The organism is Idiomarina sp. H2 (genome assembly GCF_004364275.1).
In the GTDB taxonomy this organism is placed as follows: Bacteria; Pseudomonadota; Gammaproteobacteria; order Enterobacterales; family Alteromonadaceae; genus Idiomarina; species Idiomarina loihiensis.
In genome coordinates this window covers 108,127-120,551 of sequence record NZ_SNZY01000006.1, presented here as the reverse complement: position 1 = coordinate 120,551, position 12,425 = coordinate 108,127, and the positions used below count along the sequence as shown (strand labels likewise).

12 protein-coding genes are annotated in these 12,425 nt (G+C 49.0%); 10 read left to right on the top strand and 2 right to left on the bottom strand.

Annotated elements, in window-relative coordinates; genetic code table 11:
- Positions 1 to 3: 3 nt before the first annotated feature.
- The 10 genes from pgl to guaA all read left to right on the top strand — a co-directional run bounded on the left by pgl (position 4) and on the right by guaA (position 10,013).
- Positions 4 to 684 (top strand): 6-phosphogluconolactonase, encoded by a 681-nt coding sequence (pgl, locus tag DET62_RS09555; protein ID WP_208107585.1) that lies wholly within the window; start codon positions 4 to 6, stop codon positions 682 to 684.
- Between the two features lie 9 nt (positions 685 to 693).
- The gene (gene edd, locus DET62_RS09550; RefSeq protein WP_110013728.1) at positions 694 to 2,514 is read left to right on the top strand and encodes a phosphogluconate dehydratase; all 1,821 of its coding nucleotides are present in this window, start codon (positions 694 to 696) and stop codon (positions 2,512 to 2,514) included.
- Between the two features lie 3 nt (positions 2,515 to 2,517).
- Positions 2,518 to 3,546 (top strand): glucokinase, encoded by a 1,029-nt coding sequence (glk, locus tag DET62_RS09545; protein WP_110013727.1) that lies wholly within the window; start codon positions 2,518 to 2,520, stop codon positions 3,544 to 3,546.
- The gene (locus DET62_RS09540; protein WP_110013726.1) at positions 3,543 to 4,103 is read left to right on the top strand and encodes a bifunctional 4-hydroxy-2-oxoglutarate aldolase/2-dehydro-3-deoxy-phosphogluconate aldolase; all 561 of its coding nucleotides are present in this window, start codon (positions 3,543 to 3,545) and stop codon (positions 4,101 to 4,103) included. Before glk ends, DET62_RS09540 begins: the two co-directional genes overlap by 4 nt.
- A gap of 142 nt (positions 4,104 to 4,245) precedes the next feature.
- Positions 4,246 to 4,599: a hypothetical protein gene (locus DET62_RS09535; protein ID WP_110013725.1), complete on the top strand. Its 354-nt coding sequence runs from the start codon at positions 4,246 to 4,248 to the stop codon at positions 4,597 to 4,599.
- Positions 4,600 to 4,664: 65 nt separating this feature from the next.
- Positions 4,665 to 4,871 (top strand): hypothetical protein, encoded by a 207-nt coding sequence (locus DET62_RS09530; protein WP_011233833.1) that lies wholly within the window; start codon positions 4,665 to 4,667, stop codon positions 4,869 to 4,871.
- A gap of 6 nt (positions 4,872 to 4,877) precedes the next feature.
- A complete protein-coding gene (locus DET62_RS09525; protein ID WP_110013724.1) occupies positions 4,878 to 5,585 on the top strand; it encodes a nucleotidyl transferase AbiEii/AbiGii toxin family protein in 708 nt (235 codons plus the stop codon).
- Positions 5,586 to 5,825: 240 nt separating this feature from the next.
- Positions 5,826 to 6,839: an IS110 family transposase gene (locus DET62_RS09520; protein ID WP_110013723.1), complete on the top strand. Its 1,014-nt coding sequence runs from the start codon at positions 5,826 to 5,828 to the stop codon at positions 6,837 to 6,839.
- A gap of 115 nt (positions 6,840 to 6,954) precedes the next feature.
- Positions 6,955 to 8,424: an IMP dehydrogenase gene (gene guaB / locus DET62_RS09515; protein WP_011233835.1), complete on the top strand. Its 1,470-nt coding sequence runs from the start codon at positions 6,955 to 6,957 to the stop codon at positions 8,422 to 8,424.
- 11 nt (positions 8,425 to 8,435) lie between these two features.
- A complete protein-coding gene (gene guaA / locus DET62_RS09510; protein ID WP_110013722.1) occupies positions 8,436 to 10,013 on the top strand; it encodes a glutamine-hydrolyzing GMP synthase in 1,578 nt (525 codons plus the stop codon).
- A gap of 128 nt (positions 10,014 to 10,141) precedes the next feature.
- On the opposite strand, the gene DET62_RS09505 is transcribed toward guaA, so the two are convergent.
- Both DET62_RS09505 and DET62_RS09500 read right to left on the bottom strand, forming a co-directional pair.
- On the bottom strand, positions 10,142 to 10,666 hold the full coding sequence (locus DET62_RS09505) for a hypothetical protein (RefSeq protein ID WP_110013721.1): 525 nt from the start codon (positions 10,664 to 10,666) through the stop codon (positions 10,142 to 10,144).
- A 366-nt stretch (positions 10,667 to 11,032) separates the two neighbouring features.
- Positions 11,033 to 12,196, bottom strand: coding sequence for an endonuclease/exonuclease/phosphatase family protein (locus DET62_RS09500; protein ID WP_243734973.1), 1,164 nt, complete (start codon positions 12,194 to 12,196; stop codon positions 11,033 to 11,035).
- Positions 12,197 to 12,425 lie beyond the last annotated feature (229 nt).

The following is a 12,425-nucleotide window of genomic DNA, read 5'->3' as shown; positions in this document are numbered from 1 at the left end:
AATGTGAATAAATTCGATAATAACCAGCAGCTCACTGACGTTTTGTGTGAGCGGGTGGCCACCATTTTAACCGATGCGGTGGCAGAGCGAGGCGAGGCAACCTTAGTGGTTTCTGGTGGACGGACGCCAAAGCCTTTATTTGAAAAGCTGTCGCGAACCTCGCTGCCCTGGTCAAAGGTCACCATTCTTTTGGCCGACGAACGCTGGGTGTTACCCGATTCTGATGACAGTAACGATAAGTTTATTAAAACCACGTTACTTAAAAATAAAGCGGCACAGGCCCGTTACGTGGGTTTGTTTACGGCGCACCAGAGCGCCAAAAGTGCGGAGCTGTCGCAATCACAATTGATTGGTACATTACCCACCTTTGATGCCGTTATTTTAGGCATGGGAGCGGACGGTCATACAGCTTCTTTATTCCCCTGTTGTGATGAACTGGACGTGGGGATGACGGGAACACAGGCGGTTGTGGCGACGCAACCTCAATCAGCGCCGTATGAACGGTTAAGCCTGACCCGACAGCGCTTGCTTGACAGTCGTCATGTCTTCTTCCATATCACTGGAGACGACAAATGGACGGTGTTGGATGCGGCAATGACCCATCATGATCCAAAACGCTACCCAGTCAGCGATTTTGTCCATGACTCGCCAGTTCCGACTGAAGTTTTTTACGCCGCAGCTTAAGAGGTGTTTATGAATCCCGTAGTACAACGTGTCACTGACAGAATAGAAGCCCGGAGTGAAAAGACTCGCGCCGACTATTTACAACGTATGGCCCAGGCGAGAGCGCAGGGACCTCATCGGGGGGCGTTGTCCTGTGGTAATTTAGCCCATGGCTTTGCGGCCTGTGGCAAGGAAGATAAGTCTGAACTGCGTAGCCTGACCAAAGCCAATATCGGCATTGTAACCGCCTATAACGACATGTTGTCGGCGCATCAGCCGTACCACGACTACCCGGAAAAACTGAAACAAGCGATACGCGACGTGGGCAGTGTTGCCCAGGTTGCGGGCGGCGTGCCGGCTATGTGCGATGGGGTGACTCAGGGTCAGCCAGGCATGGAGCTCAGTCTTATAAGCCGCGATGTGATAGCTATGGCGACAGCCGTGAGCTTGTCACACAATATGTTCGACGGTGGCTTGATGCTGGGCATTTGCGACAAAATTGTTCCCGGGTTGCTAATTGCGGCGCTCAGTTTCGGTCATTTGCCTTTTATTTTTGTGCCCGCCGGGCCTATGCCTTCGGGCATTTCTAATAAAGAAAAAGCCCGTATCCGCGAGCTTTATGCTGAAGGCAAGGTGGATAAAGAACGGCTGTTAGAAGCCGAGGCTGCCTCGTATCACACTGCAGGAACCTGTACGTTTTATGGTACCGCCAACTCGAATCAACTGGTGGTTGAAATGATGGGGCTCCATTTGCCCGGCGCGTCTTTTGTTAACCCCACTAGCGAGGTGCGCGATCACTTGACTCGCGTGGCGGCTCAGCATGTGACCCGGATAACCGACTTGGGTGCTGATCATCGTCCAATTTCAAAGATTGTTGACGCAAAAAGTATCGTTAATGGCATTATCGGTTTGTTAGCGACGGGCGGTTCAACCAACCACACCATGCACTTAGTTGCCGTGGCGAAGGCTGCGGGTTATCAGGTGGACTGGAATGATTTTGCTGAATTGTCGTCGGTGACGCCATTATTAGCACGGATATACCCGAACGGGCAGGCTGATATCAATCATTTTCAGCGCGCTGGTGGTATGCCCTTTTTAATTCGTGAGCTGCGCCGCGGCGGAATTTTACACGAAGACGTTAACACCATTGTTGGGGAAGGGCTGGATAAATATCAGCAGCGACCGACGTTGACGGACGAAGGCAAACTCACCTGGGTTGATATTGAAGAAGATTCTCTGGATGAGGACGTACTGCGACCGATTAGCCGTCCATTCAGTACACACGGTGGTCTGGAAGTGCTGAACGGGAATCTGGGCAGGGCGGTTATTAAGACATCGTCATTGCCGGAAGACACTCAGCCAGTGGAGGCTCCCGCCGTTGTTTTCACCAGTCAGCATCAGCTTGATGCGGCATTTAAAGCCGGTGAGCTGAACAAAGACTGCGTGGTGGTGGTGCGCTTTCAGGGGCCTAAAGCTAATGGCATGCCAGAGCTGCATAAACTGACCCCACCGTTGGGTGTTTTGCAAAAACGGGGTTATAAAGTGGCGTTGGTTACCGATGGGCGCATGTCCGGAGCATCGGGCAAGATACCCGCTGCAATACACGTAACCCCCGAGGCGGTTAATGGTGGCCTGATAGGTAAGGTTCATGACGGTGATATGATCAAGCTGGATTTTGAGCAGGGCGTGTTAGAGTTGCTGGTTGATGAAAACGAGCTGGCGCAACGAACCATGGCACCAGCTGATTTGACCGATAACCAGTTTGGCATGGGGCGTGAGCTGTTTGCTAATTTCAGAGATAATCTCAGTGGCGCGGAGTATGGCGCCTCTGTGTTGTTCAAGGAAGACTAGTCGATGGTAACGGATCCTCAATTAAACGGTCACCACAAATTCGCTGTTGTTGCTGATATTGGTGGTACCAATGCGCGCTTTGGCCGAATTAACTTAAAGACCTTTGAACTTGATCGCATTCAGGTTTTTGCTTGCGCCAATTACTTAAATTTAACCGATGCCCTGATTGCTTACCGCGAACAGCAGCAGGTTGAACTGATTCATGTTGCTATAGCGATAGCTTGTCCGGCAGAAGGTGATTCGATTCAGATGACCAATCACCATTGGCAGTTTTCTGTAAAAGGTACCCGTGATGCTCTGGGCTTAACCAGCTTTATTGTGCTTAACGACTTTGCGGCCGCCGCTATGAGTCTGGTGACGTTGAATAAAAGTGAAACCAAGAAAATTGGCGGGGGCAAAAAAATAGAGAATGCACCGTGCGCCGTATTGGGTGCCGGCACGGGGCTGGGAGTGGGCCATTTAATTTGTTTACCCAACGGTGACATGATGCCGCTGCCCGGCGAGGGCGGCCATGCCGATTGGGCTCCGTTAAACGAAAAAGAGTGGGCGATACATGAATTTTTAGCGCGCCGCTTTGAGGGGCGTGTCTCAGCAGAACGCTTATTGTCAGGCCCAGGTCTGGAAAACCTTTACCAGGCTATTGCCTATTATCATGACAGAGCGGTGCCGCCGTTACCGGCCAAGACAATTGGTGCCCGCGCGGTAACGGGGTGTGATGCTATTGCAACAGAGACCGTGAATCAGTTTTTTGCCAGTCTGGGCAGCTTTGCCGGTAATTTGGCCTTAACCCTCAATACCCGGGGTGGTGTCTACATTGCCGGTGGCGTTGTGCCGAAATTGTTGCCATTAATGGCAGGTTCCGAATTTCGTACGCGTTTTGAGCAAAAGGGGCGTTTTTGCAATCTGGCTGAGTCGATCCCCTGTTACGTGATAACCGCTGAGTACGCGGGTATGCGCGGTGTGGCTCAATACTTAAAACAAACCCTTCGGCATACGGCCGCTGACGAAACAATAGGAACCGAACAATTATGAATTACAGTGCCAGCGATATTTTTTCTGCCTCTACAATTATACCGGTGATTGTGGTTGACGACATTAGCCAGGCGGTGCCTTTGGGCAAGGTGTTGTGTGAGCAAGGGTTTAAAGTACTGGAAGTGACGTTGCGCACGTCGGTGGCATTAGAAGCCATAAAAAAAATGCGTGAGGAAATTCCTGAAGCCCTTATTGGGGCGGGCACGGTAACCAATCCGACAGAATTGAAGCAGGTGCAAATGGCAGGCGCGCAGTTCGCTATTAGTCCCGGAGCTACGCCTGCTTTACTGGAAGCCGGAAAGCAGGCCGACATTCCCCTGATACCGGGCGTGGCTACGGTATCGGAGTTGATGCAGGGTATTGAGCTGGGTTACCAGCACTTTAAGCTATTTCCGGCCGAAGCTGTGGGTGGCCTTAAATTGTTGAAGTCGATTGCGGGGCCGTTTCCGGATATTCGCTTCTGCCCAACGGGCGGTATCAACGAAAGTAATTACCGAGATTATCTGGCGTTAGACAATGTCAGTTGTGTTGGCGGCTCGTGGATCATTCCTAAATGAGGAGACTGACGTTTATGCCAGGAACGGTATCTCACCTGACATGAATGTCAGGCTACGTGCAGTTAAATGTGAGTAAATGTCGATTTTTCCAAATGGATGCTAGACTCTTTAGTTAAGAAAGCAGACCACATAGGTGAAACAGATGAAACTACTTTTAGCTTTTGCAACGACGGCGCTATTGGCGGGTTGCAGTACAGCTCAGTCAGCAACAGATACTCCGGTCACTATGGCCGATATTAACGAACTGATTGGTAAGCCAGAGGCGCAAAGTATAGATAGCTGTAAAGTACTGCCTGTGGGCAAAAGAGCCTGCGGTGGCCCTGCGGGTTATGTGGTTTACAGTAGCGAAACCATTACCGATGAGAGAGAACTGCTGGATGCTGTGCATCGCTACAATGAGAAGGCCGAAAAAGATGCTCAAACAGGCTATTCGACCTGCCAGTTTATTCCAGAGCCCGAACCCCAGTTAAAAGCTGGCGTGTGCTGGATACCCTAGTGGACAAATACTAATCACTTAATTAGACTAACTAGTATCAATATTTAAGAGTAGGCGGAGGCTTGATGGACAAAATTGATCGTGCTTATTATCCAGAGCTCGATAAGCTTCTGTGGGATACCAATACGAAATACTTAACGCCTAAAGAAGCATTGGATATATATGAAACTCGCTGGCGTTTTGTCGAAGAAAGGCAATTGCTTAAGCGCGAGCGTCAGCTAATTGATAAATTGGCAAAAGATGCAGGCGGTTTTCTCCCAAGTGCAGCGTAAAAATTGATGAGCACTTACCAGCGTAAACACCACCAGTTAATTCAGCGTTGCCTGGATAATTTTAATAGCCACTACTTAACGGAACACGCAATTCTTTTTGGTGGCGGCACTCGCATAGCTCTGGAGCTTAGCGAGTATCGTGAATCAGTTGACATCGATTTTCTTTGTAGAGATAAAAAATCATTTCGAGCGGTAAGAGAACAGGTAACGAATAGAACGCTAGGTGAGCTGGTAAAAGAGGATTTTATTTATTCTCGCGATATTTCGTTTGATAGATATGGTGTGCGCACTTTTCTGGATGTTGATGGTGTGAGAATTAAGCTTGAGTTTGTAGCTTTTGACAACTACGCGTTAGAGCAAGGAGATGACGCAGATTTATTTAATGTGCCTTTTATTGACCGTACTTCATGTTTTATCACCAAGCTTCTGGCAAATGCTGATAGGTGGATGCAGAAACCTTATAAAGACATATTTGATTTGATTGTTATGTTTGAAAACTGGGGGGAGATACCACCCGAGGCGTACGCGGAAGCTCACACCCATTATGGAATTGATGCCGTAAATAACAGCTTAAGGCGGGCACTTCAGAACCTTCTGAATAATCATGATACCTATAGAAAAGAAGCAGAAGCTATGGGGGTGAAAAAAGAATACTTTGATAGTGTGGTGGTTCCTGGTTCTGAGCGATTACTTTCATCAGTCAGTGGTATGTAGCCTGACATTCATGTCAGGTGAGATATCTTTCCTGACGTAAACGTCAGGCTTGTATCTGTCAGTGCCATTTGATTAGCTACCGAATGTCACAACCGGGGCTGGTGAGTCAGTACGTCAGGCAAGCATTTAATGCTGCGCCGTAGATTCAGACCCCAGCCCCATTTCTCTTAGACACTGAATGGTATCCAGGTCCCCATTATAAGTGGTGAGGCCGTATGAACAAGCGGAGTAAAAAGAGAGATGACAGCATACGTTGGCATTGATGTAAGTAAAAAGAAATTAGACGTTGGTTTTTATTCCGACAAGCTGGGTAAAAACGGACAGAGGAAGAAGAAAACAAAGGTCTTTAAGAACGACCGTCAGGCGTTCTCTCAGCTGGAGAGCTGGCTAACGCAGCAGACTCAACATAAAGCACAGGACATCGCGATAGGGATTGAAGCGACCGGGATTTATCACGAAGCTTTGATTTATACGCTGAACGAGCAGGGATTTAAACTCTTTATTGCCAACCCGGGGCGGGCAAAGAAATACTTCGAGTCGCTTGGCGTTACCCATAAAACGGACAAATCCGACAGCCTCCTGCTGGCTCGTTTTACGGAAGATAAAGCTCATAACGGTGACATTACCTGGTGGAAGCCTGAATCGCCGGAAGCCCGGCATTTAAAGCTTTTACTCAGACGCCTGAAGGCCTTGCAAAAAGACGCTCTACGCGAGAAGAACCGGCTGGAAGCCTGCGCCAATACCGACACTTCACCACGGGTGGTGAAATCGATTGAAGATATGATAGCCGTGCTTAATGAGGAAATTAAAGCACTGCTAAAAGAAATCGACGACCATATTGACGGGCACCCGCAGTTAAAGAAAAACCGTGAGTTGCTTGAGAGTATTGATGGTGTGGGACCGACGGTCTCCCGAGAGCTGACCAGCTTGTTCAGCGTAAAACGCTTCAGCAGCGCCAAAGAGGCGGCGGCCTATCTGGGGTTGATACCCAGGCTACAGGAGTCCGGCTCACATAAAGGGATGACCCGGTTAAGCAAAATCGGGCCTTCGGCTATACGAGCCTTACTGTACCTGCCGGCCGTAGTTGCCAGCCGTTGTAACCCGGACATCGCTTATCAGAAACAAAGGTTGTTAGCTCAGGGTAAGACGAAAATGCAGGCGCTTGGTGCCGCCATGAGGAAACTGGTACAAATCTGCTTCGGCGTTATCAAGCATCAGGAAGAATATCGACCTCAAACATCATTGAGTGTTTGAAGTCGATTGGTACAAGATGGTATCTACGAAATCAACGTAGTCAGGCTACTTGCATTCCACGCACTAAACGGGTAAAATCCACCCGCAACATGAATCCAGTCACGGAGTGTTGCACATGCTGCGAATTGCCCAAGAAGCCTTGACCTTTGACGACGTTTTGCTCGTTCCCGGTCATTCCGAAGTTCTCCCCCATACCGCTGATTTACGCACGCAATTAACGCGTGGAATTTCTTTAAATATTCCTTTGGTTTCAGCTGCGATGGATACCGTTACTGAATCGGCACTGGCAATTGCGCTGGCGCAGGAAGGCGGGCTCGGATTTATCCACAAAAATATGACCGCAGAGCAACAAGCCGCGCACGTTCGTAAAGTTAAAAAATACGAAAGTGGCATGGTCTCTGACCCGGTTACCGTAAGACCTACTACCACCATTGGTGAAATTAAAAAGCTGACTGCCGAGCATGGCTTTCAGGGTTTTCCTGTGGTTGAAGGTAATGGCGACTTGGTTGGTATTGTTACCGGTCGGGATACGCGTTTTGAAGACGACGACAGCAAAGAGATTCGCCACGTAATGACCGGCAATGATCGCTTGGTAACTGTGCACGAAACGGCAGAAAGCGAAGAAATTCTTCAGCTTATGCACAAACACCGCATTGAAAAAATTCTGGTTGTGGATGACGCGCACAAGTTGAAGGGTATGATCACCCTGAAAGATTTTGAAAAAGCGGAAAACAAACCGAACGCCTGTAAAGATGAACTAGGCTCATTGCGTGTTGGTGCTGCTGTCGGTGTTGGCGCGGGCACAGAAGAACGTATTCAATTACTGGTTGAGGCGGGCGTTGATGTATTGCTTATTGATACTTCGCACGGGCACTCTCAGGGCGTATTAGACCGCGTTAAGCAAACTCGTAAAGACTACCCGGAATTACAAATTATTGCCGGTAACGTAGCAACTGCCGCTGGCGCTAAGGCGCTGGTTGAAGCGGGCGTTGATGCGGTTAAAGTTGGTATTGGTCCGGGCTCAATTTGTACTACGCGTATTGTTACGGGTTGTGGTGTGCCGCAGATTAGCGCTATTAGCGATGCCGTAGATGCCATTAAAGGCTCGGGTGTTCCGATTATTGCTGACGGCGGTATTCGCTTCTCAGGCGATATTGCTAAAGCTCTGGCTGCCGGCGCGCATTGTGTGATGGTGGGCAGCATGCTGGCCGGTACGGAAGAGTCGCCGGGTGAAGTTGAGCTTTACCAGGGACGTTATTACAAATCGTACCGTGGTATGGGCAGCCTGGGTGCAATGAACCAGCGCAATGGTTCGTCTGACCGTTACTTCCAGAAGAGCGATGAAGCCGATAAGCTGGTACCTGAGGGAATTGAAGGGCGTATAGCTTACAAAGGACCAATTTCTGCGATTATTCATCAGCAAATGGGCGGCCTGCGTTCAGCTATGGGCTTAACCGGTTGTCCGACAATTGATGACATGCGCACTAAGCCGCAGTTTGTAAAAGTAACTGCAGCCGGCATGGGCGAATCACATGTACACGATGTGCACATTACCAAAGAAGCACCGAATTACCGCAGTTCATAACAGGATGACTAATGACTAGAGATATCCACGACCACCGAATATTGATTCTGGATTTCGGCTCTCAGTACACTCAGCTGATTGCCCGCCGTATTCGCGAAATTGGCGTTTATTGTGAGCTTTGGGCCTGGGATGTTGACGAAGCTGACATTCGCGACTTTGCGCCTAAAGGCATTATTTTGTCGGGTGGCCCTGAAAGCGTTGCTGAAGAAGGCTCGCCGCGAGCACCGGAATATGTTTTTAACGCTGGCGTACCGGTGTTTGGTATTTGTTACGGTATGCAGACCATGGCACACCAGCTGGGTGGTTCGGTGCAATGCTCGCTGGAGCGCGAATTCGGCTACGCGCAAATTGAGCTGGTAGAGCAAAGCCCGCTGTTTAAAGCTATTGAAGATGCTGTGTCTGAATCTGGCGCGCCGCTGCTGGATGTGTGGATGAGTCATGGCGATAAAGTGGAAATGATTCCGGAAGGTTTTCACACCGTAGCAAAAACCTCGTATTGCCCTTATGCCGCTATGGCGGACGAAGAACGCCGTTTTTACGGCGTACAATTTCACCCGGAAGTGACTCATACGCGTCAGGGCATGCGTATGCTGGAGCATTTTGTCAGCGATATCTGCGCTTGTGAGAAGCAATGGACCCCGGCGAAAATCATTGAGGACGCCGTAGAGCGTATTCGTGAGCAAGTGGGTACTGATAAAGTCATTTTAGGTTTGTCGGGCGGTGTGGACTCTTCTGTGACGGCGATGTTGCTGCACCAGGCCATAGGCGATCAGCTAACCTGTGTATTTGTGGATAACGGTTTGCTGCGCTTAAACGAAGCGGAGCAGGTCATGGAAATGTTTGGTGACCATTATGGCCTGAATATTTTGCCAATACGTGCCGAAGATCGTTTCCTGGATGCTCTGGCGGGCGAGAACGATCCGGAGAAGAAGCGCAAAATTATTGGTAATACTTTCATTGAAATTTTTGATGAAGAAGCCGGTAAGCTGACCGAGGTAGACTGGCTGGCGCAGGGCACTATTTATCCCGACGTTATTGAGTCTGCAGGCTCTAAAACCGGTAAAGCTCATGTCATTAAATCGCACCACAACGTAGGCGGTTTGCCGGAAGACATGAAGTTAGGTTTGGTTGAGCCGCTACGCGAGTTGTTTAAGGACGAAGTGCGTAAAATTGGGCTTGAGTTAGGCTTGCCTTACAACATGCTGTACCGGCATCCGTTCCCGGGCCCCGGCCTTGGTGTGCGTGTGTTGGGTGAAATTAAGAAAGAGTACTGCGACTTACTGCGCCGAGCCGATGCCATTTTCATTGAAGAGCTGCATAATGCCGACTGGTACAACAAAGTTAGCCAGGCTTTTGCTGTGTTCCTGCCGGTACGTTCGGTCGGGGTCATGGGTGATCAGCGTAAATACGATTGGGTTATTGCTATTCGTGCTGTAGAGACTATCGACTTTATGACCGCACGCTGGGCACACCTGCCGTACGAGCTGCTGGAGAAGGTTTCTAACCGGATTATCAACGAAGTAAATGGTATCTCCCGCGTAACTTATGATATTTCTGGCAAGCCACCAGCTACCATTGAGTGGGAATGATATTGCCCTGAATGAATGTTGGGCAATGTGGGATTGGAAATTGCGTCTCACCTGACGTTCACATCAGGTGAGATATAGAAAACGGAAACACGTAGCCTGATGTTCACATCAGGTGAAGTCTTTCACTTTTAGAAGTGGTAAGTCACACCTAAATGCACTTCGTTGTCGATGCTGTTGAAGTTTCCGCGGAAACCAGCGTCGGCAGAGAATTGCTCAGTAAATGCATAGCGCAAACGTGCACCAACAGATGCAAAACCGTCTAAGCCCCAGTCATAACCGGCGTCCACAATAGCTGTGGTTTGCTGGCTTAACTTCGTCATAGTACCTATACCGGCATAAGCGCTGGTGTCGTCGTAGTTGCCAAAGTCATAGTGGCTAACACCGGCTTTCAGGAAAGTGTTGAATTGCTTGCCTGCGCCCATGTCCATGAAGTATTTCGCACCAGCACGAAGTGAGTAGTCACCCATGTCTGTTAGTTGTACTTCGCCCACCCAGTTTGGGGCGATCGTTTTAGAGCCTTCTACGTAGAAGTCGGAATCGTAGAAATCAGAGAAACCGCCGCTAACGTAGTTTAAATCATCAGCTTTGCTGGCTGCTGAAAACATAAGCGAGCCGCTTGCGAGTAGAGCTGTTGTTAGAATAAGCTTTTTCATAGTTTGCCTCCTTGGATATGACATTTGTATTATGGCACCTGAGAGGCTGAATAGCAGCCCTTAAACTGTAAAGGTTCAGTAAAATAAAGGGCTGTAGAGGTTTTTGTGTGCTTACTGACATTATTTTTTTGTGGCGTACATTGTTCGTAGTGATAAGATCTCACCTGACATAAATGTCAGGCTACAGGGTGCGCGTAGCCTGATGTTCACATCAGGTGGGATATGGTTCCTGACATAAATGTCAGGCTACAGGATGTGCGTAGCCTGATGTTTACATCAGGTGAGGTATGGTTCCTGACATAAATGTCAGGCTACAGGGTGCGCGTAGCCTGATGTTTACATCAGGTGCGGTGTCCCCACATTAGATCATTTAACGATATCCAGCCAGACCATGCGGTGGTCTGAAGACGCGCTGCGCTTTTGCATTAGCTCGTTACCGGCTTCATCACCGACAGGCCAGAACACGCCTGCGTCTTTAACGACCAAATCGTTAGACGGTAGCACGTAGTCCACGCGCTTGCGCCAGGCCGCGGTGTGATACTGCGAGCCTTGTTTATCTGGTGAATGCTGTTCACCACCGCGGCTTTGAGGCTTAACATCGTTAACCCGCGGGTGTTGCAGTAATTGCTCAATAGCGCCATCAACACCGCCTGAACCGGCTTCTGCGTTCATGTCACCCATAACGATAAAGCTTTTGTCAGCTCCCAGGCCACCACGCAAGCCATTGTCATCGTACAGATAGTTGTCACTGCCGGGAGTAAGGTAGTCAGCAAATAAGCGAATTTCATCGTAGTTACGCATGCCGTTGCTGTTTTCCGGACCGTCGAACGCTGGCGGTACCGGGTGCGCAGCTAATAAGTGAATGACTTTGTCGCCCACTTGCACAGGAATATCCCAATGCGACTTCGAACTTAAAGGATATTGCGCCATAACTTCCTCGGGGTACCATTGTTCGTCAGTAGGCTGTTCCTGTTCATTCATCACGTAAGGAATATGGCGGCCGGGCATGTCTTTCCACAAAAAGTGCTGAAAGGTTCGGGCTTTATCCGTTAGTAACGGATATTTCGATAAGATAACCATGCCGTACTGACCCGGATACCAGCCAAAGCCCCAGGCGTCGATGCCTTTACCTTGTGCTTTGCCGTCGCGGTTTAAGTCAAAAGGCGAGGGCACCCCCGTATTTACCGGAGCGATATAAGCGTAAGGATACTCAATGGCTTTTTGTCCATTTTGTGAAACCGCCAGATACTTTTCCTGAAAGACATTAACGCCAATTTCCTTATCAACGTAGTCGAACTCGTTCAGCAGAACAATGTCTGGTCGTACACGTTGAAGAATTTCGGCAATACCACGAATTTGTTCATGATTCTGCTGTAACACCTGAGGTACCGGAGATTTCTCCAACTGCGGGAGCTCATCATCACTCAGGTAGTTAGATGCGTCCATACTGACATTAAAAGTCGCAACCCGAAGGGTTTCTGGTTCGCCTTTGCCGGAACCGGCGAATGCATTAAAAGAAGTAGGAATCATAAGAACAACGAATGTTAAAATTAATAAAAACCGTATAAAGCCCATGGGATAACCGTTTGAGAGCAGCCTAAGACAGTGGGTGAGAATAAAGGTTCCCGGATGACTAGGCAAGAGCTAATAATTTGATTAAAATATGTCACATATCTGACACAAAAATGTCTTAGAAGTGTAATGAAACCAGCCCGATCCCATACAGCTCCGACCTCTTGCCGCGTACTGAATACCTTTC